General features: G+C 60.1%; 16 protein-coding genes. 11 read left to right on the forward strand and 5 right to left on the reverse strand.

The genetic code is table 11. The annotated features are described in order from the left end of the window. Window positions 1-226 precede the first annotated feature (226 nt). The 3 genes from F8N21_RS13455 to F8N21_RS13465 all read left to right on the forward strand — a co-directional run bounded on the left by F8N21_RS13455 (window position 227) and on the right by F8N21_RS13465 (window position 5,285). The gene (locus F8N21_RS13455) at window positions 227-1,381 is read left to right on the forward strand and encodes an efflux RND transporter periplasmic adaptor subunit (RefSeq protein ID WP_150642607.1); all 1,155 of its coding nucleotides are present in this window, start codon (window positions 227-229) and stop codon (window positions 1,379-1,381) included. A 12-nt stretch (window positions 1,382-1,393) separates the two neighbouring features. Further along, window positions 1,394-4,489 carry an efflux RND transporter permease subunit gene (locus tag F8N21_RS13460; RefSeq protein WP_150642608.1) on the forward strand — a complete coding sequence of 1,032 codons (3,096 nt, stop codon included), beginning with the start codon at window positions 1,394-1,396 and terminating at the stop codon, window positions 4,487-4,489. A 154-nt stretch (window positions 4,490-4,643) separates the two neighbouring features. Continuing rightward, on the forward strand, window positions 4,644-5,285 hold the full coding sequence (locus F8N21_RS13465; protein WP_150642609.1) for a DUF1345 domain-containing protein: 642 nt from the start codon (window positions 4,644-4,646) through the stop codon (window positions 5,283-5,285). Here F8N21_RS13465 and F8N21_RS13470 read toward each other — a convergent pair. Beyond that, a complete protein-coding gene (locus F8N21_RS13470; protein ID WP_150642610.1) occupies window positions 5,278-7,239 on the reverse strand; it encodes a fibronectin type III domain-containing protein in 1,962 nt (653 codons plus the stop codon). The two genes, F8N21_RS13465 and F8N21_RS13470, sit on opposite strands and share 8 nt — an antisense overlap. Before the next feature lie 538 nt (window positions 7,240-7,777). On the opposite strand from F8N21_RS13470, the gene F8N21_RS13475 reads away from it, so the two are divergent. The 5 genes from F8N21_RS13475 (at window position 7,778) to F8N21_RS13495 (ending at window position 13,205) form a co-directional block, all read left to right on the forward strand. Continuing rightward, window positions 7,778-8,818 carry a LacI family DNA-binding transcriptional regulator gene (locus tag F8N21_RS13475; RefSeq protein ID WP_150642611.1) on the forward strand — a complete coding sequence of 347 codons (1,041 nt, stop codon included), beginning with the start codon at window positions 7,778-7,780 and terminating at the stop codon, window positions 8,816-8,818. Window positions 8,819-9,020: 202 nt separating this feature from the next. Further along, window positions 9,021-9,803, forward strand: coding sequence for a sugar phosphate isomerase/epimerase family protein (locus F8N21_RS13480; RefSeq protein ID WP_150642612.1), 783 nt, complete (start codon window positions 9,021-9,023; stop codon window positions 9,801-9,803). After that, window positions 9,796-10,782 carry a sugar kinase gene (locus F8N21_RS13485; protein WP_150642613.1) on the forward strand — a complete coding sequence of 329 codons (987 nt, stop codon included), beginning with the start codon at window positions 9,796-9,798 and terminating at the stop codon, window positions 10,780-10,782. Before F8N21_RS13480 ends, F8N21_RS13485 begins: the two co-directional genes overlap by 8 nt. A 110-nt stretch (window positions 10,783-10,892) precedes the next feature. Next, window positions 10,893-12,191, forward strand: a complete 1,299-nt coding sequence (locus tag F8N21_RS13490) for an MFS transporter (protein ID WP_150642614.1) — start codon at window positions 10,893-10,895, stop codon at window positions 12,189-12,191. A 21-nt stretch (window positions 12,192-12,212) separates the two neighbouring features. Then, complete coding sequence (locus tag F8N21_RS13495; protein WP_150642615.1) at window positions 12,213-13,205, forward strand: 2-hydroxyacid dehydrogenase; 993 nt, start codon at window positions 12,213-12,215, stop codon at window positions 13,203-13,205. Between the two features lie 182 nt (window positions 13,206-13,387). Here the strand turns inward: F8N21_RS13495 and F8N21_RS13500 are convergent, their stop codons facing one another. Both F8N21_RS13500 and F8N21_RS30460 read right to left on the reverse strand, forming a co-directional pair. Further along, complete coding sequence (locus tag F8N21_RS13500) at window positions 13,388-14,578, reverse strand: pyridoxal phosphate-dependent aminotransferase (protein WP_150642616.1); 1,191 nt, start codon at window positions 14,576-14,578, stop codon at window positions 13,388-13,390. Between the two features lie 41 nt (window positions 14,579-14,619). Further along, window positions 14,620-14,781 (reverse strand): hypothetical protein, encoded by a 162-nt coding sequence (locus F8N21_RS30460; protein ID WP_191624315.1) that lies wholly within the window; start codon window positions 14,779-14,781, stop codon window positions 14,620-14,622. A 744-nt stretch (window positions 14,782-15,525) separates the two neighbouring features. Here F8N21_RS30460 and F8N21_RS13510 point away from each other — a divergent pair. Then, a complete protein-coding gene (locus F8N21_RS13510; RefSeq protein WP_224788214.1) occupies window positions 15,526-15,810 on the forward strand; it encodes a helix-turn-helix transcriptional regulator in 285 nt (94 codons plus the stop codon). Between the two features lie 160 nt (window positions 15,811-15,970). Then, on the forward strand, window positions 15,971-16,621 hold the full coding sequence (locus F8N21_RS13515; protein ID WP_150642617.1) for a response regulator transcription factor: 651 nt from the start codon (window positions 15,971-15,973) through the stop codon (window positions 16,619-16,621). 97 nt (window positions 16,622-16,718) lie between these two features. On the opposite strand, the gene F8N21_RS13520 is transcribed toward F8N21_RS13515, so the two are convergent. Both F8N21_RS13520 and F8N21_RS13525 read right to left on the reverse strand, forming a co-directional pair. Next, window positions 16,719-20,990: an RHS repeat-associated core domain-containing protein gene (locus tag F8N21_RS13520; protein WP_191624310.1), complete on the reverse strand. Its 4,272-nt coding sequence runs from the start codon at window positions 20,988-20,990 to the stop codon at window positions 16,719-16,721. Window positions 20,991-21,310: 320 nt separating this feature from the next. After that, window positions 21,311-22,453 carry a glycerate kinase gene (locus F8N21_RS13525; RefSeq protein WP_150642619.1) on the reverse strand — a complete coding sequence of 381 codons (1,143 nt, stop codon included), beginning with the start codon at window positions 22,451-22,453 and terminating at the stop codon, window positions 21,311-21,313. 436 nt (window positions 22,454-22,889) lie between these two features. Between F8N21_RS13525 and F8N21_RS13530 the strand changes: the two genes are divergently transcribed. Then, window positions 22,890-23,903, forward strand: coding sequence for an aldo/keto reductase (locus tag F8N21_RS13530; protein WP_150642620.1), 1,014 nt, complete (start codon window positions 22,890-22,892; stop codon window positions 23,901-23,903). Window positions 23,904-23,986 lie beyond the last annotated feature (83 nt).

Below are 23,986 nucleotides of genomic sequence, written 5' to 3' on the forward strand. Positions count from 1 at the left end.
CTACAGGTAAATCACAGTTGTCGGGTTTACGACGGCTGCGCCGCCGAACGCAGGCTTCGCCAGCTGCTACGGGGAATGCGCCACCAGTAATCAAGCCGTCAAGGATATACGCGCGCGCACGCCCCTGAGCAAAACCTTCACACAATTTCACAGAGCCCCTACAAAGCTTCACCGCTAACCTCGGCGGCTGCCCGTAGCATGCCGGGGTCAATCGTGGGGTATTCACATGTCAAAGAACCTGTTCGCAAAGCCTGGCCTGATTGCACTGGCAGTGATGCTGAGCGCTTGCGACAAGGCCTCCATCGCCGAAGAACAGCCACCACTGGCCAGCGTCCGGATCGAGACCGTCCAGGCCCGGCCGCTGTCCATCAGCAGCGAATTGAGTGGGCGGATCGCCGCGCCACGCATGGCCGAAGTCCGTGCGCGAGTGGCCGGTGTGGTGCTGCAGCGCACTTTCAACGAAGGCACTGACGTCAAGCAAGGCGACGTGCTGTTTCGCATCGACCCGGCACCGTTCAAGGCCGACCTCGACAGCGCCCGGGCCAGTCTGCGCAAGGCCGAGGCCAATGCGTTCCAGGCGCGCCTGCAGGAGCAGCGCTACGCCCAGTTGGTTGAAGGCAATGCCATCAGCGGCCAGGACTACGACAACGCCCGGGCCAGTGTCCGGCAGACCGCCGCTGATGTAGCGGCCAATCAGGCTGCGGTCCAGCGCGCCAGACTGAACCTGGGCTATGCCACGGTCACCGCGCCGATTTCCGGGCGCATTGGCCGAGCGCTGGTCACTGAAGGCGCCCTGGTCGGGCAGAACGAAACCACCCCGCTGGCGCTGATCCAGCAACTGGACCCGATCCACGCCGACCTGACCCAGTCGACCCGCGAACTCAACGACCTGCGCCGGGCCTTCCGCGCCGGGCAGCTGCAGCAGGTCGGTCAGGATCAGGCCAAAGCCACCTTGATCCAGGACGACGGCAGCCTTTATCCGCTGCCGGGCAAACTACTGTTTGCCGACATCAGCGTCGACCCGGGCACCGGCCAGATCATCCTGCGCAGCGAGTTTCCCAATCCGGACCTCGACCTGCTGCCCGGCAGTTTCATCCGCGTGCGCCTGGAACAGGCGGTCAACCAGCAAGGCATCAGCGTGCCGCAACGGGCCATCCTGCGTGACAGCGCCGGTATCGCCCAGGTGCTGCTGGTGGACGCCGAGCAGCGGGTCAGCCAGCAGCCGGTGCAGCTGGCTTCGGTGCAGCAGGACCGCTGGATCGTCACCGACGGTTTGAAGCCCGGCGACCGCATCGTCACCGAAGGCCTGCAGCACGCACGGCCCGGCGAGCAAGTGCAGATCGACGACAGCCCTCTTCCCATTGCCCAGGCTGCTCAGTAAACAGGAAACCCCATGCCGCAATTCTTTATCGACCGCCCGATCTTCGCCTGGGTGGTCGCGCTGTTCATCCTGCTGGCCGGCGCCCTGGCCATCCCGCAGTTGCCGGTAGCGCAGTACCCCAACGTCGCGCCGCCGAAAGTCGAAATCTACGCCACCTACCCCGGCGCTTCGGCGCAAACGGTGGACGAAGGTGTCGTCAGTCTGATCGAGGAACAGCTCAACGGCGCTGACAACCTGCTGTATTTCGAATCCCAGAGCAGCCTCGGCAGCGCCACCATCACCGCGACCTTCCAGCCCGGCACTCACCCGGAAATGGCTCAGGTCGACGTGCAGAACCGCCTCAAGGCAGTAGAGCCGCGCCTGCCGCAAGCAGTGACCCAGCAAGGCTTGCAAGTGGAGAAGGTCTCGGCCGGTTTCCTGTTGCTGATCACCCTGACCTCCAGTGACGGCAAATTCGACAACGTGGCGCTCAGCGACTACCTGGCGCGCAACGTGATGAACGAGATCCGTCGTATCGAAGGCGTCGGCAAGGCGCAGCTGTATGGCGCCGAGCGGGCCATGCGCATCTGGATCGACCCGCAGAAGCTGGTGGGTTTCAACCTGACCCCGGCCGATGTCAACGCAGCCATTGCGGCGCAGAACGCGCAGATTTCAGCCGGCAGCATCGGCGACCTGCCGACCCGCTCGACCCAGGAAATCACCGCGACAGTGCTGGTCAAAGGCCAATTGTCGAGCCCCGAAGAGTTCGCCGACATCGTCCTGCGCGCTCATCCCGATGGCTCCACCGTGCGCATCGGCGATGTCGCCCGGGTCGAGATCGGCAGCCAGGAATACCAGTTCTCCACCCGTCTCAACGGCAAGCCATCGACTGCTGTCAGCGTCCAGCTGGCGCCGGGGGCCAATGCCCTGAGCACTGCGACCCTGGTCCGGGCGAAGATGGATGAGCTGGCGCAGTATTTCCCGGTCGGAGTGGAATACAAGATCCCTTACGACACTTCACCCTTCGTCAAAGTCTCGATCACCAAAGTGCTTTACACCCTGGGCGAAGCGATGCTGCTGGTGTTTGCGGTGATGTTCCTGTTCCTGCAGAACATCCGCTACACGCTGATCCCGACCCTGGTGGTGCCGGTGGCGCTGATGGGCACCTTCGCGACCATGCTCGCGCTGGGTTTCTCGATCAACGTGCTGACCATGTTCGGCATGGTCCTGGCCATCGGGATCCTGGTGGACGACGCCATTGTGGTGGTGGAGAACGTCGAGCGGATCATGGCCACCGAGGGCTTGTCGCCCAAGGAAGCGACGCGCAAGGCGATGAAGCAGATCACCGGGGCAATTATCGGCATCACCCTGGTGCTGGTGGCGGTGTTTATCCCGATGGCCTTCATGCCGGGTTCGGTGGGGGTGATCTACCAGCAGTTCTCGTTGTCCATGGCCACCTCGATTCTGTTCTCGGCGTTCCTCGCCCTGACCTTGACCCCGGCCCTGTGCGCGACCCTGCTCAAACCGATTGCCCAGGGTGACCATCACGCCAGGGGCGGTTTCTTCGGCTGGTTCAACCGGCGCTTCGAGCAACTGAGCAACAGCTATCAGCGCGGGGTGGTCTACGCGCTGAAACGCACCGGGCGTTACCTGCTGATCTACGTTGTGCTGCTGATCGGCCTGGGGCTGTGCTTCAGCCGCCTGCCCTCCTCGTTCCTGCCAGTAGAAGACCAGGGCTACACCATCACCGACATCCAGTTGCCACCAGGCGCGAGCAAGAACCGCACGGTGCAGGTGGTGGAACAGATCGAAGCGCACAACGCCAGCGAGCCCGGGGTGGGCGACAGCACGGTGATCCTCGGCTTCAGTTTTTCCGGCAGCGGGCAGAACGCGGCGCTGGCCTTTACCACGCTCAAGGACTGGTCGGAGCGCGGCAGTGACGACTCCGCCGCCTCGATCGCCGACCGGGCCAATATCGCCCTCAGCCAGATCAAGGACGCGGTGGCTTATGCCGTACTGCCGCCGCCAGTCGACGGTCTCGGCACCTCCAGCGGTTTCGAATTCCGCCTGCAAGACCGTGGCGGCGTCGGCCATGCCGCGCTGATGCAAGCGCGCACCGAACTGCTGGCAGCCGCCGAGAAGAGCCCGATCCTCGCCAATGTCCGCGAAAGCGCCCTGGCCGAGGCGCCGCAGGTGCAACTGGAAGTCGACCGCAAGCAGGCCAACGCCTTGGGCATCGCCTTTGCCGATATTGGCAATGTGCTGTCCACCGCGGTGGGTTCGGCTTATATCAACGACTTCCCCAACCAGGGCCGGATGCAGCGGGTGGTGGTGCAGGCACAAGGCGATCAACGCAGCCAGGTGGCCGACTTGCTGAAGATGCATGTGCGCAACAACAGCGGGGAAATGGTGCCGTTGTCGGCCTTCGTCCAGGCCAAGTGGACCCAGGGCCCGGCGCAGTTGACCCGCTACAACGGCTACCCGGCCATCAGCATTTCCGGGGAGCCGGCGCCCGGCTACAGCACTGGCGAAGCGATGGCGGAAGTCCAGCGGCTGGTGGCGCAATTGCCCACGGGCCTGGGCCAGGAATGGACCGGGCTGTCGTTGCAGGAACGCCTTTCCGGCGCCCAGGCGCCGATCCTGCTCGGGCTGTCGCTGCTGATTGTGTTCCTGTGTCTGGCGGCGTTGTACGAGAGCTGGTCGATTCCCACTTCGGTGTTGCTGGTGGTGCCGCTGGGGGTGCTCGGCGCGGTGCTGGCCGTGACCCTGCGGGGGATGCCCAATGATGTGTTCTTCAAGGTCGGGCTGATCACCATCATCGGTCTGTCGGCGAAGAACGCGATCCTGATCATCGAGTTCGCCAAGAGCCTGTACGACGAAGGCCACGACCTGATCGACGCCACGGTGCAAGCCGCGCGCCTGCGACTGCGTCCGATCGTCATGACCTCGCTGGCGTTCATCCTCGGGGTGGTGCCACTGGCGATTGCCACCGGCGCCAGTTCGGCGAGCCAGCAAGCCATCGGCACCGGGGTTATCGGCGGAATGATCACCGCGACCATGGCGGTGGTGTTCGTGCCGGTGTTTTTTGTGGTGGTGATGAAGCTGGTCAAAGGTCGCCATAAAAGCTGACGGATCAACGCGGTCGGCGTAGGAGCTGCCGAAGGCTGCGATCTTTTGAAGGCATCCAAAATGCTGAAGATCAAAAGATCGCAGCCTGCGGCAGCTCCTACAAAAGCTTGGTTGCCTGCTATGGTGCGGTAAAGCCCTATCATATCGAGCCCCCATGCCTCACCTCGCCCGCACCCACCCGCGCCTGACCGCCGCCGCCCTGCTCGGCGCGGCCGTCGGCATTCTGGTTCCGGCCGATGCGGTTATCAGCAAAATCCTTATCGGCTGGAATGCGGGGGTCTGGATCTACCTGATGCTAATGTTCTGGCTGACATTACGTTCGCAAGCCACTGATGTTAAACGAATTGCCGAGGTCGAAGACGAAAATGCCGGACTGGTGCTGTTAACGGTGAGCATTGCAGCAATCGCCAGCCTCGCCGCCATTACCTTCGAACTGGCTGGCAGCAAAGACCTGGACACCACCCACAAACTCCTGCGTTACGGCTTCACCGGTTTGACGGTGATCGGCTCCTGGCTGCTGACCGGGGTGATCTTCAGCCTGCATTACGCGCGGCTTTTCTACACCTGGAATGGCCAGCAACCGGCACTGCGCTTTGCCGAAGGCGAGACCAATCCCGATTACTGGGACTTTCTGTATTTCTCCTTCACCGTCAGCGTCGCGGTGCAAACCGCGGATGTCGGGGTGGCCACCCGGGGACTGCGCAAGATTGTGCTGGCGCAGTCGTTGATCGGGTTTGTGTTCAATACCGCGATATTGGGCTTCTCGATCAATATCGCGGCGGGGTTGTTTAGTTGACTGGAGCCTCCCATTGACTGATTTCAATAGGGTGCGTTTTCTCACGCCACTTTATCGTCTGGGAATAGTACGTTCTGCCTTCGACTTTGGCGCTCACTTTGCCCATCGGAGCGATATTCGCGTTGTTGTTAAAAGCAGCATTGCCCGCCGCTCCTGTGCTGTCAGTGATGCTCTCGGTATACTGCACACCAATGCCTCTTGCGCCACTCCACTTTACAACCGCCCCTTCCAAAGGTTTTCCGGCCGCATCGAAGACCCACACAGTCACCCTCACACTGGAAGAAAATGATGGATTGAGCGGCGAGGCGCTAACACCCGATGCACGAAACCATATGGCCCTCGACTTGCCAACGCACTTTGCTTCCAGACGAATTTGGTTTGCGTAATCAAGTCCATCCGCAGGCGCCGTAAAACTGTTCAAACAATATCCACTTGCATCCGTTTTTCCAGAAGTCTCGTCCAGCGTCAGGCCCCCTCCAATTTGCCACTCGACATCGGCACCAGAGGCAGGGAAACCGTATTCATCTTGTACGTTCAGGGTAAGGCCGACTCTATCGTTCGGGTTCAAACCCACTTGAGTGGAGATAAGCCTCAGGAAAAAGGGATTTGTCACCAGCCTCCGGGCAGGTTCCGAGAGATTACCTGTCACGTCAAAGGCCCTGACACTAAAGATGTAACCCATATTTTTCAGCAAATCTTTCATCGTGTAGCGGGTCTGATCGGTTGTATCAGACAACACTTCATCGTCTGACAAGGTGCTCACACGGACGGCATAGCCTTTGACCCCAATATTATCCTCAGACGGATCCCAGGCCACAGTCAACCAGGTCACGTCATCGATCACCCTCAGGTTTGTCGGAATCGTTGGCGCCTGACGATCACCAGGTGACACGTCAAGGGAACTGACGTCGGAGAGATTGCCCGCCGCGTCGTAGGCGCGGACTGCGCAGTAATAAACAACCCCGGGTTGCAGGCCGGTCACTGTGTAGCTGGTCGTTTGAATATCGGTCTGGGTTCCGTCCGGGCTGAAAAACCGATAACCCGTCACTCCGACATTGTCCGTCGATACGTCCCAGCCCAGGGTCACCGAGGTGTAGGTACTGCTGAGCAAACGCAAGCCGGGTGGCCGTGCCGGCGGCTCACGATCAGGATTAGGCGTACTTTGTGCCTCAGCCTGCGAGACGTTACCGGCCGCATCCCGAGCGCGTACCGAAAAACTGAAGTACGCGCCTGCCGGGTTGCGCACCACAAAGCTGGTTTGCACGATGGTGTCGACCACCGTGTCATTGACCGAAATCTCGTAACCGGTCACCCCATTTGCCCCGTCCCAAGTGAATGTAACGCTCGACGGTGTTGTGGCTACAACCTCAAGGTTGGTGGGTGGATTTGGCGGCGTTGCAGTGGCTGCCTCAGAAAGACTTCCAGATGTAGTCATGGCCCTGACTTGAAAGGTGTGGGAGGTAGCGTTCATCAACCCAGTAACCAGATAATCAAGCCCACGAACAGAAGCAACGAATTCTTCATCGCAATAGATCACATAGGCAGAAATCGGGACGGTTGTGGGCGGTGCGGTCCAGCTCAACGAAGCCGATGTGCCTGTGATCCTGCGGACTCGCAGGTTGCCTGGTTTGCCGGGACTTATACCAATGTGAGCCTCGCTCGGCTGCGACCGGTTATTGCCTGCCGCCATCGCGTAGACAGAAAGGCTGTACTCGACATCAGCTTTCAGACCCGTTATTTCACAGGGCGGCCGGGACACGGTCACTGTGTCGATGCCGTCGCCAGACACTTCATATCCCACTGCATCAGGGCACAAATGACACGTCGAGTAGGGCTCATCCCAGGTCAGGAGCGCTGTCGTAGGGTTGGTTCTTCTCCCCTGCAGATTGCCCGGACTGCAGATCTGCCAGGTGGTGGCCGAGGTTTCCGAGAGGCTATTCGAGAATTGGGTCATGTTCGCGCTCCCTGCGTAGTTAATGTCAGTACTTCTACGCTTATAAAGTCGCGACCACACCTCACAGAACTGCTAGTTGCATTCGGTTTTAATGTGTGCCTTCCCTACACGATAAGCGCGGATATTGCTGGGGTCAGCGTGGTTGAGTTTGTGAGCGTAAGGCCCTCATGGTCGCCCCAGTGCTAAATCCTGTCGCCGCAGAGCGCTTTGCGCGGGTTTCTTGCCGGTAAGTCATGATGCAATCTCCAAAGACTCACCGGCCTGGTGTGGGAGCGGGCTTGCTCGCGATGCAGACGCCGCGGTCTATCAGGTGAATCGTGTCATCGTTCATCACGAGCAAGCCCGCACATTAGATTTTCTTTGCATCAAGCGAGTGTTCCCTTAGCTTGCCCGCGATATAGGTAGTCCGGCTGCAACTTTTCTTTCACTCCCTCCTTCATCCCTCTTGACGACCTATTGGGTTTTGGTGTCTTCTGAAACCGGTTTCAGCGAAGACAGCCGCTGCATCCCGATAACTCCAATAAAAAGGTCGTGCACCGTGAACACTTTCTCCGCCGCCCAACGCAGCCGCGTGACCATGCTCGATGTCGCCGAACGCGCCGGGGTCTCCAAGGCCAGCGTGTCGCGTTTTATCGGTGAAGACCGCGCCCTGCTCTCCGATGCCATTGCCTTGCGCATCGAGCAGGCGATCAGCGAGCTGGGTTATCGCCCGAACCAGATGGCCCGCGGCCTGAAACGCGGGCGCACCCGTCTGATCGGCATGTTGGTGGCCGATATCCGCAACCCTTATTCGATTGCCGTGATGCATGGCGTGGAAACCGCCTGCCGCCAGCACGGCTACAGCCTGGTGGTGTGCAACACCGACCGCGATGACGAGCAGGAACGCCAGCATCTGGCGGCGCTGCGCTCGTACAACATCGAAGGTTTGATCGTGAACACCCTGGGCCGTCATCCGGACCAATTGCGCGAACTGCACCGGGAAATGCCCATGGTGCTGGTGGATCGCAAGGTCGAGCAGTTGCACAGCGATCTGGTCGGACTGGACAACTCCGCTGCGGTCCACACCGCCCTGGCGCACCTGGAAGAGCAAGGCTATCGCGACGTGCTGATGGTCAGCGAACCCTATGACGGCACCAGCTCGCGGATCGAACGGGTCAGCAGCTTCACCTCCGAAATTATTCAACGCCCGACCCTGCATGGCGCTGTGGTCGAGACTGGCGCTGAGCTGACGGCGCGTCTGCAAGCCTTTCTCGCCACTCCCGGCCCCGGCGCGAAAGCCCTGTTCTGCGCCAACGGTATTGCCGCACTGGCCGCGACGACTGCGCTGCGCGAGCTGGGTTGCCGGTTGTTCGAGGAGATTGGTTTGATCGCCCTGGATGACCTGGACTGGTACCCGCTGGTAGGCAGCGGCATTACTGCCCTCGCCCAACCGACCGAAGCTATTGGCGCCAGTGCGTTTGATTGTCTGCTCAAGCGCTTGCGCGGGGATGACGGGCCGGTGCGAACCCTGGATTTTGCTGCGCAGTTGATGGTTCGGGGATCGACGCAATTGAAGAGCGTGCAGCAACACCCTTCGTAGCAACACCCTTCGTAGCAGCTGCCGAAGGCTGCGTTCGGTGGCGTAGCCGCCGTAAAACCTGCCATCGCGGTAGCTCAAGTACAACGCGGTAGCTGGATTACGACTGCTGCGCAGCCGAACGCAGGCTTCGCCAGCTGCTACGGGACATCGGCGCAGCTATTATTTTGCACTAAAATGAAACCGGTTTCAGAGGTCAATAACAATGAATACATCACCTGTCTCCATTAGCCTTTCCAGCTACGGCGCCGATCTGGTTCGCCAGCGTGGGCAACTGGCATTCGTCGAGGTACTGGCCAGGGCCGGGGCTACACGCATCGAATGGCGTGAAGAACTGCTCACCGCCGAAGACCCGCGGGAACTGGCCCGGGCCATCGAACAACAGGGCCTTGAGGCGGTGTTTTCTTCGCCGCTGGAGCTTTGGGTCGCTGGTCGGTGGCAACCCAATCCGTTGCTGGCCGCAACCTTGAAACGGGCACAATCCTTCGGCGCAAAATGGTTGAAGGTCTCGTTGGGTTACTTCACCGACAACAACGATCTCGACAGTCTTGCCGCCTGTCTGGCGCAGCACCCTGTCCAGCTGCTGGTGGAAAACGACCAGACCATCCGGGGCGGACGCATCGAGCCATTCCAGCGATTTTTTGCCCAGGTCGAACAACACCAGCTGCCGGTGCAAATGACCTTCGATATCGGCAACTGGCACTGGCAGGACCAATCGGCCGCCACCGCCGCGCGCCTGCTCGGCCGGCATGTCGGCTACGTGCATTGCAAGGCCGTCACCCGCAGGGCCGACAGCAAGCTGGTGGCGATCCCGCCCGGCCCCGACGATTTACATCAGTGGGAACAACTGCTGCGGCATATGACCCAAGGCGTTACCCGAGCGGCGGAATACCCGCTGCAAGCCGATGATCTGCTGCAATTGACCACCGAGCATGTTGCCGTCCTCGCCCGACTGGGCCAGACCCACTTGGAGAGCGCCCATGTCTGAGATCGATATCCTGTCGTTCGGCGAAACCATGGCCATGTTCGTCGCCGAGCAAACCGGCGACCTGGCGCAGGTCCGGAACTTTCACAAACGCATCGCCGGGGCCGACAGCAACGTCGCCATCGGCCTGTCGCGGCTGGGCTTCAAGGTGGCCTGGTTGAGCCGGGTCGGCGCCGACTCCCTGGGGCGCTTCGTGCTCGATACGCTGCAAGGCGAAGGTCTGGACTGCGCCCATGTCCAGGTCGATCCGTTGCACCCGACCGGCTTTCAGTTCAAGTCCCGCGAAGAGGCTGGCGCGGATCCCCAGGTGGAGTACTTCCGCCGGGGTTCGGCCGCCAGTCATCTGTCGATCGAAGGGATCCACCCGCAGCTGCTGCAGGCCCGGCACCTGCATGCGACCGGCATCCCGCCGGCGCTGTCGGACACGGCCCGTGAGCTGTCCCGCGAGCTAATGACGCAAATGCGCGCGGCCGGTCGCAGCGTGTCGTTCGATCCTAATCTGCGTCCGGCCCTGTGGGCCAGCGAGCAACAGATGATCACTGAAATCAACCAGCTGGCCGCCCTCGCCCACTGGGTCCTGCCGGGATTGAGTGAAGGTCGCTTGCTCACCGGCTTCGAAGACCCGGCCGACATCGCCGCGTTCTATCTGGACCGGGGCGCCGAAGCCGTGGCGATCAAGCTCGGTGCTCACGGCGCTTACTACCGGACCCCTCTGGATCAGGGTTTTGTCGCGGCGGTGCCGGTGGCCCAGGTGATCGATACTGTCGGTGCCGGCGATGGTTTTGCAGTGGGCATGATCAGTGCGCTGCTGGAGAACCACAGCTTCAGCGACGCAGTGCAGCGTGCCAACTGGATCGGCAGCCGCGCGGTACAGAGCCGTGGGGATATGGAGGGGTTGCCGACCCGATCCGAAATGTCTGTCGAATTTGAGGCCGCCATCGCGAGCAAGCTCGCTCCCACAGGGGATCTGTGTTGCACCTGAATCCAATGTGGGAGCGAGCTTGCTCGCGATGAGGCCCTACCAGCCTCCACAAAAACTGAAACAACCCCGTTACCTGCTGCGACAAAAACAACAAGCTCAGGAGCACTATCATGCAAACGCCCAAACTCGCCACCCGCCGCTGGTGGTACATCATGCCCATTGTGTTCATCACCTATAGCCTGGCGTATCTGGACCGGGCCAATTATGGCTTCGCCGCCGCCTCCGGGATGGCCGCCGACCTGATGATCACCCCGGGGCTGTCGTCGTTGCTCGGCGCGCTGTTTTTCCTCGGTTACTTTTTCTTCCAGATCCCAGGCGCGATCTACGCGCAGAAAAACAGCGTGAAGAAGCTGATCTTCGTCAGCCTGATTCTCTGGGGCAGCCTGGCGACCCTGACCGGGATCGTCTCCAACGCCTACTGGCTGATCGTCATCCGCTTCCTTCTCGGGGTGGTCGAAGCCGCGGTGATGCCGGCGATGCTGGTGTACCTCTGTCACTGGTTCACCCGTGCCGAACGCTCGCGAGCCAATACCTTTCTGATCCTCGGCAACCCGGTGACCATGCTCTGGATGTCGGTGGTCTCCGGTTATCTGGTGCAGCACTACAGCTGGCGCTGGATGTTCATCATCGAAGGCCTGCCGGCGGTGCTCTGGGCGTTTATCTGGTGGCGCCTGGCCGATGATCGTCCGGCCGACGCCAAATGGCTGAGCGAGACCGAGAAGCAGGACCTGCAAAGCGCACTGGCCGCCGAACAGGTCGGGATCAAAGCAGTGAAAAACTACGCCGAGGCCTTCCGTTCGCCGAAGGTGATCATCCTTGCGCTGCAGTTCTTCTGCTGGAGCATCGGTGTCTACGGCTTCGTGCTGTGGCTGCCGTCGATTCTCAAGCAGGGTGCGCAGATGGACATGATCGAGGCTGGCTGGCTGTCGGCGCTGCCCTATCTGGCGGCGGTGATTGCGATGCTGTTGGTGTCCTGGGGTTCGGACAAGATTCAGCGGCGTAAACGTTTTGTCTGGCCACCGCTGTTGATCGCGTCCATCGCGTTCTACGGTTCCTACGCCCTCGGCGCCGAGCATTTCTGGTGGTCCTACAGCTTGCTGGTAATTGCCGGGGCTTGCATGTACGCGCCTTACGGACCGTTTTTCGCCATCGTCCCGGAAATCCTCCCGGCCAACGTCGCCGGTGGCGCCATGGCCTTGATCAACAGCATGGGCGCCCTCGGTTCGTTCGGCGGCTCGTATCTGGTCGGTTACCTGAACAGCTCCACCGGTTCGCCCGGCGCGTCTTACCTGTTGATGAGCGGCGCGTTGCTGCTGTCAGTGGTGCTGACGCTGTTCCTCAAGCCCGGGGCCAGCGATCGAGCGTTGCCCAAGATCACGCCGAGTCGTTCCGTGGCTGCGCATTCCTGAATTGAACTGAAGGTGAACCCGATGAAAAAGCACGTCGTCCTCTACAAGAAACTCTCGCCCGAGTTGATGGCCCGTTTGCATGAACAGGTCCAGGTGACCTTGATCGACAAGCTTGACAGCGATGGTCTGATGCGCCTGCGCGACGCCCTCCCCGGTGCCCAGGGTCTACTGGGTGCCAGCCTGCGGCTGGATGCCGGGTTGCTCGATCTGGCGCCCCATCTGGAAGCCGTTGCCAGCATCTCGGTGGGCGTCGACAACTACGACATCGATTACCTGACCCGGCGCAATATCCTGCTCAGCAATACCCCTGACGTCTTGACCGAAACCACTGCCGACACCGGTTTCGCCCTGATCCTGGCCACGGCGCGGCGGGTGGTCGAACTGGCCAATCTGGTGCGTGCCGGACAGTGGAACCAGAACATCGGGCCGATGCATTTTGGCAGCGACGTGCACGGCAAGACCCTCGGCATCATCGGCATGGGGCGGATCGGCGAGGCGCTGGCGCAACGTGGGCATTTCGGTTTCGGCATGCCGGTGATCTACCACAGCCAGTCAGCGAAACCTGTCGTAGAGAAGCGCTTCAATGCCCAGTACCGCAGCCTGCCGGAGTTGTTGCAGCAGGCGGATTTCATCTGCCTGACCTTGCCGCTGACGGCCGAGACCGAAGGCCTGATCGGTGCCAGGGAGTTTGCGTTGATGCGTGCGGAAAGCATTTTCATCAATATTTCCCGGGGCAAGGTGGTCAATGAAGCGGCGCTGATCGTTGCACTGCAACAGCGGCAGATCCGCGCGGCCGGGCTGGATGTGTTCGAGCGCGAACCGCTGGAGCATGATTCGCCGTTGCTGCAGTTGAACAATGTGGTGGCGACGCCGCATATCGGTTCCGCCACCCATGAAACCCGTGAGGCCATGGCGCGGTGTGCGGTGGATAATCTGCTGGCGGCATTGGCTGGTGAGCGGCCGGAGAATCTGGTGAATGGGTCAGTGTGGGAGAGGAGATTGAAGGCGGTCTGATATTCCGTCGTACGCGATCCGTAGCAGCTGCCGAGCCTGCGAGGCTGCGTTCGGCTGCGCAGCAGTCGTAAAATCAGGCACTGCGGTCTTCCAGACAAACCGGGGAAGCCGGATTTACGACCGCTACGCGGCCGAACGCAGCCTCGCAGGCTCGGCAGCTGCTACGGGTGCCCGCCTGACAATCAAACCAACGGCCGCTGCTCCAACAACTCCCCCGCACACCGCACGATCCGCCGACAGGCCTCGGCCAACCGCTGCTGATCCACCACCAGGCCAATGCGGATATGCCCCGCCGCACTCGGCCCGAACGCCTCCCCGGCCAGCACCGACACGCCGTACCCTTCCAGAAGGCGCTCGGCAAAGGCCTGGGCGCCGAGGCCGGTTTGACGAATATCGACCATGACGAACATACCGCCATCAGGCTTCACCGCGTCAAGGCCCGGGCAATCATCGAGATGGGCACACACCAGATCCCGACGCTGACGGTACTCCTCACGCATCTGCGCAAGCTCCGGCAAATCGGCGTCAAGGGCGACCTCGGCCGCCTTCTGCACGAAGTCCGGCAAGCCAAACAGCATGCACAGCGACAGATGGATCAAGTGTTCGGCCAACGGCTTCGGACCGACCACCCAGCCGACCCGCCAGCCGCTCATGGCATGCGACTTGGACAGGCTGTTGAGGGTCGCCGTCCGCTCGGCCATGCCCGGCAGGCTGGCCGGGCTGATGTGCTCGCCCTCGAACAACAGCTCGCTGTACACCTCATCGCTGATCAGCCACAAATCATGTTCGATGCACAACTGCGCCAGGGCCTGCCAGATCGGCATCGACAGACTGGCACCCGAGGGATTGTTCGGACTGTTAAGCAGCATGGCCCGGGTCCTCGGAGTGATCAGCGCGGCAACGTCCGCCGGATCCACCCGAAAGCCATTCTCCGGACGTACCGCCACCGGCACCACCTTGGCCCCGCAGGCACCGAACACCCCTTCATAGGTCACGTACATCGGTTCGGCGACTATCACCTCATCACCCGGATCGAGCAGGCATTGCACCACTGAATACACCGCGCATTGCGCGCCGGGCATGACCACCACGTGATCCCCATCGACCGCCTGACCGCTGCGTCGGCTATGGCGCCGGGCGATGCTGGTGCGCAGCGAGCGGTTGCCACGCACCTCCGAGTAATGGGTATCGCCGGCCAACAGGCTGTCGATGGCGGCCTGGACGATCGGTTTCGGGGTGTCGAAATCCGGGTCGCCGATTGACAGCAATAACACGTCGGCGCCCTGCTCGATCAATTCCAGTGCTCGGTCATGAATCTGCCAGGCCGCGGCTCCGTCGCCGGCGATTCGTTGGGTCAAGGCTGAATAGCGCATGTAGCTCTCCTGTTGCGCGAACTCCAAGGCTGAACCCTAACTTAAATCACCAAACGCGCCAGCATTGCATTCAAATCCACCGCCAGGCGTGACAGCTCATGGCTGGCCGCGCTGGTCTGGTTGGCACCGGCCGAGGACTGGCTGACCAGGTCGCGAATGTAGCGACACAGGATGACTCTCGGGTGATGTCGGGCGGCGTGCATCCGTGCCGTATCCGTTATCAGGAGAGCGTTGCTCCTGATAGCGCCGGGCCGTTGGGGTAATGGAAAGCCGGCCTTACCCCTGTATCCATAGGTATCTACACATCTTTTAAGGGCTGCCGAATACTGTGGCGAGGGGGCTTGCCCCCGCTGGGTCGCGAAGCGGCCCTAAAACCGGCAATCGCAATTTTCCAGGTAGAACGCATCCGCTGGTTTTACGACTGCTGCGCAGCCGAGCGGGGGCAAGCCCCCTCGCCACAGGTAGGATGTTCGGCCAACGAGATGTGTAGATACCTATGCCCTGTATCGGCAGGGCTTGAGGTTTTATTCAGGGTCACTGGAGCGCCGTTCATCGGTTGGGGCGATGCATTCGGACGGAAGCCTGGGGTGGGGGTCGGCAAATAGCCGGAAAAAAACGTTCATTTCATTGCGCCGGGATTTCTAAAAAATACAAAAAGTCCCGTTTAATCAGTAATTTATTGTTCAAAGTGTTGCGCGGGGGTATCGCGCAGAAAATACCTACATCCACCCATGCGATAGCCGACAGCCATATCAGCAATTCGTCAGTAAAGTGGCCTACCTGTAATTTCTGACAGGTTCCAAGGTCGTTAATTTTCGATATAACTGGACCGCGCCTACAGCCCTGACTCAGGTGTCTGAAGGCAGGCCGCATGAACCATGCCTCTATGAAGTAGGAAGATTCTGCCGTGCCCACGCCATCATTGATGATAAATGGGAGAGCCCGTTATGTACCGTACCAACCCAGCCCCAGTCCGGTCATCGCCAGCCCAGGTCAATTTCCAGCCACAGGAACCCGAACCACCCAAGGCGATAACACTCACGACCCGGGAAAGAGAAGTCCTGCAGTGGAGCGCTGCCGGCAAGTCCTCCTGGGAAATCGGCCAGATCGTCGAATGCACCGAGGCCGGTGTGAACTACCACTTCTGCAACATTCGCCGAAAATTCGGCGTGAGTTCGCGCTGGAGCGCCGTGGTCAAAGCGCTGGAGCAAGGCCTGATTCATTTGCCTTGAACCGGGGCCGGCCGTGGCGTACGGCGCCCCGTCAGCCTGAACAGAGACGCCCCATGCACCCGGGACATACGCCCCCTGCGACAGCCCCCTCCAAATCCACGCCAATGCCTGCTGCGATGCACCTGCATCGCGCTGGCGTTGCCGACGCGGGCGCGGCTCGATGAGCCAGCGCATCATCCTCGCTGATGACCACCCGGTAGTACTGATGGGGGCAAGAATGGCCTTGACCGCTGCGGCCGGATCGCCGTTTTCCGTGGTCGCTGAAGCCCATGATGCCGAAGAACTGATCGACCGACTGGAGTGCACACCATGTGACATTTTGGTCAGCGACTACTCAATGCCCTACGGGTGCTTTCCCGATGGCCTGGCGTTGATGAGTTACCTGAAACGGCACTTTAGCGAAGTGCGACTGGTTGTCATGACCATGCTCCGCAACCCGACCTTGCTCCAGGCCCTGCTCAACCATGGCGTCTGCGGCGTGTTCGACAAACGCAGCCCGTTGAGCGAACTGAAACAGGCAGTGCATAGCGTGGCCAAGGGACGTCGCTATCTCAGCCCTTCTTTTGCCGAGATTCTCGAGGCCCACACCTTGCCCCGCTCTAGCGCTGACGCGTCGGCAAGTCTTTCTGAACGAGAAATGGAAGTGGTGCGGCTGTTCGTCCAGGGCCTGTCCGGCCGGCAGATCGCCGCGCAACTGAACCGCAGTGAAAAAACCATCAGCAGGCAAAAACGCACCGCCATGGACAAGTTGGGACTTGGCCATGACGGTGGGTTGGTGGAGTTTGCGCGGGTGAGTGGGTTGAGGGGGTAAGCCGTGTTTTCTCGTTCACTACTGCGCTGAAGCAAAACGTCAAGAAGGTTCCCGCGCTGGAGCGCGGGAACAACCGAGCTACGACAATGTGTCAGTGTTAATTAAATCTATTGCCTGCCTTTTTCTCTTTTTCTCTTATAGCATTCACTCTCTCTTCTGGTGTCTGTTTCGGCGTGGGATTAGGTGCCTGAACAGGTTTCGGTTTCGGTTGCGCCCTTACCGGTTTAGGTGCCGACTTCGATGAGCCAGGAAGAGGCATTTGCCCTCGTCCTGATTGGTCGATATATCCACTACCGTTAACGGGTCTAGCCGTTTCAGCTTTTGAGAAGACTGGACTACTTGCGAAATTCGAGTGGCTTACCCAGCTCTCGGTAGATCCAGCTGTTGGGGCTCTGGCCGAGGTGCTGGGCTGAGGAATGCTTTCAATGACGTCGTAAGCAGATGTACTCGGGACACTCTTGCTGGCGCTTTTGACTACCGTGTCGGTTTGGCTGCCAGCTAGTTTGCCTGCGCTGGTTGCGGCCTGACTTGAGCTTGTAACCGTCCTCGTAACTTGCGTCGTTACAGTGCTACTCTGCGCTGCCCTAGAGACCGCTAGAGCTCCTGCTGTGCCTGCAACTTCTGCTCCTGCCGCAGCTAAAGCTTCTTTAATCCAGCCCATATGCCCCATCGGATCCGTATATTTAATCGGATTCCCCAAACAATACATATACGCATTCAATCCCCCCTCCCCAAACGGACTCCAGCTGTCCGGGCTATGAAACCTCATCAACAACGGATTGAACGCCCTGTATCCATTCCCGAGCAAATACCAACCAGTTTGCGTCTCCCGCAGTTCGCCGTTGTAGCCCAAATGGTTGCTCACCGGCATATCATCGGGACGATGGCCATACGGTGAGTAATAGATGTCATTGGCAAAACCTTGCCCGACCTCACACAGCACAGTGTTTTTATCATCACTGGCCAGCAACATGGACTTTGGGTCAGCACCTTCCTGGTGCTCGGCGAGCACCACGCCATTAGCACTGACAAAGGTGCTGTTGTTCGACGCGCTACGCAGGTTGGCCAATTGATCGCCTTGATAAAAACGCTCTTGATCGCTCCCCCCAGTATTTTGGCTGGCAAGTTTGTCCAGGGGGTCATAGCGATAGCCACTCGGCGTTTCGCCGGGCAGCGCGCTGACACTGATCAAACGGCCAAGGTCGTCATAACCCAGGCTGCGTCCGACTTCGTCATGCAACAGGTTGCCATCGGCGTCGTAGTCCAGGTTGATTATCTGCTCAGGGTCGCCCGCGAATTGACTGGCCACCTTGATCAACTGCGTCGGATCCTTTTCTGTGTCGTAGGTATATCTGGCGCGATTTCTGCCACCGGGTGAATCATCGGTGTCCGGGGACCAGGTATCTACCCGCTGCAAGTTGTCCAGTTCGTCGAATATGAACAACTGCATCTCGATCGGCCGATTGTAAGGATCCAAAGGCTGTTGAGTGCCGCTGCAGTTGTACTCTTCCAGACGCCCTCGAACATCGTAGCCATAGGTTTCGTCACGCAGCACCGTCTCGCCTTCCTTTAACGTGCGCTGTACCAACCCATCTACTTCATTGTAGACCTGGCTCAGTTGCTGAGTCTGACCCGCGCCAAAATCGAACTCGCGCAGTACTTCACGTCCCAGGTCATCGTAAGTCAGTTTGATTTCCAGACGCTGCGCGCCGTCGACGGTTTCAATCTGTTCCGGCTGGCCCAGACTGTTGTAGTAAAACCTGGCAGTCGTAGTGCCCAGTGTTGTGCTTTTAAGCTGGCCGCTGAGTTTGTCGTAGTCATAGGTTTGATCCTGTTCGAGTACATCGCTGTACTTTAACAACCGAGCCTGACGACTGTAGTAGTAGTGCATGCTGAGCGGCGCCTCACCGGGTTGTTCCCGAGTTTCGCTTTTTATCTCACCGGTGGTGTAGTACTCACGGGAAAGTTTAAGCCCGTTTTCTTCAGTCCACTTCAAGCGGGCGTTTTTCTCATCGTATTCATAGGTCGCAGCAATGCCTGCGGTGGTGCGCTTCAGCGGGTCCTCGCCCAAGGCCGGCAGGTATACATAGTTGACTTCCTCGAGGGAAGGCCGGATGACTTTGTACGGTTGAGTCTGCCCCGGATTGAAGCAATATTCCGTAACGCGACCGCCGGTGATCGATTGGGTCATTCGATCGAGGCCGTCGAACGCTTGCTGCCCCAACTCGTTGTCATTGACGCCAATCCAGACGGGCAAATCTTCGCTGCTATGCAGTGCGTACCTCCGCTCGACCACAGCCTTGTCGGGCAAGGTGCTCTTGACCATCCGATCAAAGGCGTCATACAGGTAGGCCGTCTTGCGCGTCAGGGCATCGATCTCATGGGCGGTGCGCCCCAGCCCGTCATAGCGGTAGCTGTGCTCACTGATCGGCTCGACTCGCGGGTCGGTCGGGTCATCCCCCAGTTTGTAACGTTTGTCGAAGTCGGGTTTCGCGAAACGGTTGTTTTTGCTGACGGTCTTGCCCATGCCCTCGATCCAGGTGGTGACGGTTTGGGCGATCGGGTCGCTCACTTCATGCTCCTCGACCCCGTCGGGGCGGATCATGCTGCGCTGCTCGCCCCAGTCGTCGTAGCGGTACTGGCTGACCAGCACCAGATCATCGGCGGCGTTGGCGCTGCGCCAGTCGTATTCGGTTTCTTTTTCCAGTTGTCCCAGCGCGTCATAGCTGGCGACGTAGGTGTCGCGAAATTTCTCGGCCATGGCGCCGATTCGATTGTCCTTGTCCTGGCGTTGCTCGCGGATCGCCCGGTTCAGGCCGTCGAACAGGGTTTGGGTTTTGACGCCTTTGACGTCGGTGGCTTCCTGGCTGGCCTGTTGATTGTCAGCGTTGGTCAGGACGTAGCGGTAGCTGCGGCTCGCCATATAGAGGGTGTCGGGTGCCACGGTTTCGCGGGTCACCCGCAGCAAGGCGTCATAGAGGTAGCGGATTTCCACGTCGTTATCGTCGCGGGTCAGCAACGGCTCGCCGTGCAGCAACGAGTGTTCCAGGGTCACGACCTTTTGCGTGTGCTTGCCGTCGACGCCGTGGTCGAAGCCGGTCAGGGTTTCGGTGGTTTGCAGCACGGTTTCACCGGCGAAGGCGCTGGGGAGCTTTTGGTAGGTGTAATCCGTTTTGGTGGTCAGGCCTTCGAGGGTGATGGCTTGCTGGTGGCGCCGCCCGTGCAGCAAGGCATTGCTCGGGTCGTTGTGGGTGAGGTAGGTGCTGCGTTGCAACTCTTGTTCCTGGTCGCCGTTGACCTGGTACAGGGTTTCGTCGGTCAGTATCAGCCAGTCGCTGCTGGCCTCCGTGTCCTTGACCGGCGGCATCAGCGCGTAGCGGTTGCGGGTGCGCAGCACCGGGGCGCCGTCTTCCCGATCGGGGGCCGGGGACACGGTTTTTTCCCGCAGGCTGCGGACAAAGCCGTACTCACCCGACGGGTCGGGCGGGCACTCTCCGGGGATGCCCGCGAGCGGGAAGTAGCTGTAGCTCTCCTTGACGCCATTGGCCTGGGTCTGTTCCGTCAGGTTGCCGTGGGTGTCGTAGGCGCTAAGCGCTGTCTCGGAACGCGACGTACCCTGTTTGACACTCCGGCGGGTTTCGACGCGCTTGGCCAGCTGGCACTGGGGGGCCTGATTCTGGAACGGCTGGTCGAGGTCGTCGTCGGCGTAATAGGTGGTAAAGACCTGATGAACGTTGTTGCCCTGGGTGGTTTTTTCTTCGCTGATCAGGTGAAAGCGGTTGTCCCCCGCTTCGTAATCAGGATACGCGGGAATCTCGACGATCACTTTGTTGCCATTGGCCGCCAGGTAAGCATCGTTGATTTCATCCGCAGCCAGAATGAACTGCGTAGGGTTGAGCAGATCGTACGGCGGTGTGCGGTCGATCCGCAGTGGCGTGGTCGTTGATTCTTCGTTGAATCCCGGGCCATTCCAGAGCTTCAACGTCCATCTGAGATTGAATCGACCCTGGATCTCTTTATCGAAGAGGGGAAGGGTCACCTGTTTGGGGAAATCCGGGCGGTTTTGCGGGTAGGGAAAGTCCTGCTCCTTGAGCGTCTGATAGGTATTCTCGCCAACCCGCGCCATTTCAATCCGGACTTTGTCAGCCTGGCCGGGAATTGGTACAAGATTTTCCCATGCCGGAATATTAACGACTAGCGGCAGGTCATTGCTCGATGCCGGGCGCAACCCTTCGGTATCTCCCGGGATCAGGCCGTCCACGGTGAGGGGATTGAGCGGACCCGCCGCTGGAGAGCTACGTTGGGCCAGTCGTTCGCGATTGGCCCAACGTACCCGCTCCGCGTTTTTCTGTTTGTCTGAACCTGCCATGTTCTCTCTCCAGTACCGTTCATATTCAGCCGTGACCCTCGCCATGGCTGTGGAACCTGTCTGGCAGTTCGATCCATCATTGAGCACTGCATACAACGCCTTATCGTTCTGCCAGGCCTTCGAGGCCTTGAACGAATTAGGCACGAGATTTTAATACTCCGATACTGTCAGAGTTGACAGGTACCCTGCTCGCTTGACGCCCTTTGGCAGACCCTGGCCAGGCCGTATAACAACCGTGCGCGCCCCTCGGCAAGGGTGGTTACTGAAGATGCTTCGCGAGCAGGCGATGACGGTTTATCAGTCACCAACCCTTTCGATTGTTATGATTTTCGCACCGCCAACCGCCACACCCGCGCAATATCCCCTGCCCGTTCGCGCAGCAATTGCGGCGCATTGGCGCACGCCTGTGCAAGACTCATCGGCCCAGACGGCAAGGCAAACGCGGTATCGACGCCGTGCTCATACATCTGCTCATATCCATCGCCCAGGGTGCCGGCGATTACAATCACTGGCACGCCGTACTGTTTGGCAATTCGCGCCACACCAAAGGGCGTTTTGCCACGCAAGGTCTGGGCATCGAAACGGCCCTCGCCGGTGATCAGCAGATCGGCGCCGCGTACGGCTTCTGCCAAACCGACCAGCTCAGCCACCACTTCCACGCCTGGGCGGAACTGCGCATTCAGAAAGGCCTTCGCCGCAAACCCGAGTCCGCCGGCGGCGCCGCTGCCGGGTTCGTCACGCAGGTCTTTGCCCAGCACTTGAGCGCAGTGATCGGCGAAGTGGCCGAGGGCTTGATCGAGTTGCCGTACTTGTTCAGGAGAAGCACCTTTCTGCGGGCCGAAGATGGCCGAGGCGCCGTGGGGACCGCAGAGTGGATTGTTGACGTCGGCGGCGATTTCGAAACGGACTTGCGATAGGCGCTGGTCCATCTCGTCCAGATCGATCCTGGCCAGTTCTTTGAGTTTCAGACCGCCCCGACTCAACGTTTGCCCTTGTTCGTCGAGCAAGCGCACACCCAAGGCCTGCATCGCACCGGCACCGCCGTCGTTGGTGGCGCTGCCACCGATCGCCAGGATCACCCGCTGCGCACCGGCATCGAGTGCCGCGCGGATCAACTGACCAGTGCCGAAGGTGCTGCTGATGCACGCATCGCGCTGATCGAGCGGGACCAACTGCAAACCACTGGCTTCAGCCATTTCGATGATCGCGGTGTAGTTCTGGGGCAACCAGCCCCAAGCGGCATCGACCGTTGTGCCCAGCGGCCCGAGAACATCGGCGCGGCGCAGTTCACCCTCGCACGCGGCGAGAATCGACTCGATGGTGCCCTCCCCGCCGTCGACCATCGGGCACTTGACCAGTTGCGCATCCGGCCAGACATCGGCCAGCCCGAGGGCGATGGCATCGGCTACACCCTGGGCGCTGAGGCTGTCCTTGAACGAGTCGGGGGCGATGACGATTTTCATGTGAGTTCTCCAGTTCCAGTGGAGCCATGCTGCCAGCAGACACGAACAATAACACCGGTCCGCTGCACACGCCGCAGACGGGATTATTGTTCACTTCCACAAACCCCGTAGCAGCTGGCGAAGCCTGCGTTCGGCTGCGCAGCAGTCGTAATCCGGTATGTCGTATCCACCTGATGGACCGCGTTGCCCGGTTTTACGACCGCTGCGCGCTCGAACGCAGCCTTCGCCAGCTGCTACGGGAGATTGGATTTACGCCAGTGGTGGAGATTGGATTTACGCCAGTGGTTATGTGAGATGAGATTACGCGCTCAAGTCCGCAAACCCTGTGCTCGGTATTTGTATGCGCTGGCAGGATTGAGAGGGAACGCAGAACGGTGTAATAAAGAACCTCATTTTTGCGTCTGCCCGCACTCAACTCCGAAAGAGGATTTCGAACATGAGCTATCGCCCCCTCGGCCAATCCGGTTTGCAAGTCTCCACCCTGACCCTGGGCAGCATGATGTTCGGCGAACAGACCAGCACCGAGGATTCCTTGCGGATCATCGACAAGGCCTGGGACCAGGGCATCAACTTCATCGACACCGCGGACGTCTACACCAACGGCCGTTCCGAAGAAATTGTCGGTGAAGCGATTGCCAGCCGGCGTCAGGAGTGGATCGTCGCCTCCAAGGTCGGTTTCGGTCCGGTGGACGGCGTGCCGAATCGCAGTGGCTTGAGCCGCAAGCATATCTTCAATGCGATCGACGCCAGTCTGACCCGGCTGGGTACTGACTATCTGGACATCTACTACCTGCACCGCGAAGACCACAACACGCCGCTGGAAGTGACCGTGTCGGCCATTGGCGACTTGCTGCGCCAGGGCAAGATCCGTTACTGGGGGCTGTCCAACTATCGCGGCTGGCGGATTGCCGAAGTGATTCGCGTGGCGGAAAAACTCGGGGTCGACCGGCCGGTGATCAGCCAGCCGCTGTACAACATCGTCAATCGCCAGGCCGAAACCGAGCAGATCACTGCCGCCCACGCCTACGGTCTTGGTGTGGTGCCTTACAGCCCGTTGGCTCGCGGGGTGCTCAGTGGCAAATACGCGCCGGATGTCAAACCGGACGTCAACAGCCGCGCCGGACGCCAGGACAAACGCATCCTGGAAACCGAATGGCGGGTCGAGTCCCTGCGCATTGCCCAGCAGATCCAGCAATACACCCTGGGGCGCGGCGTCGGTATCGTCGAATTCGCCATCGCCTGGGTGCTGAACAATTCGGCGGTCAGCTCGGCCATCGTCGGGCCGCGCACCGAAGAACAGTGGGATGCCTACACCCAGGCATTGGCGGTGAAGATCACTGCCGAAGACGAAGCCTTTATCGACTCGCTGGTGACACCGGGGCACGCCTCTACCCCGGGGTTCAATGATGTCAGCCATTTTGTTTCTGGGCGGGTACCGCGCAATACTTAAGCCTTTCGCGGGCAAGCCCCTATGCCGGTCAGTTAAGGAATTTCAGGTTCATTACCCGTAGCAGCTGCCGAAGGCTGCGTTCG

The sequence above is a fragment of the Pseudomonas fluorescens genome (assembly GCF_902497895.1).
GTDB lineage: Bacteria > Pseudomonadota > Gammaproteobacteria > Pseudomonadales > Pseudomonadaceae > Aquipseudomonas > Aquipseudomonas fluorescens_BP.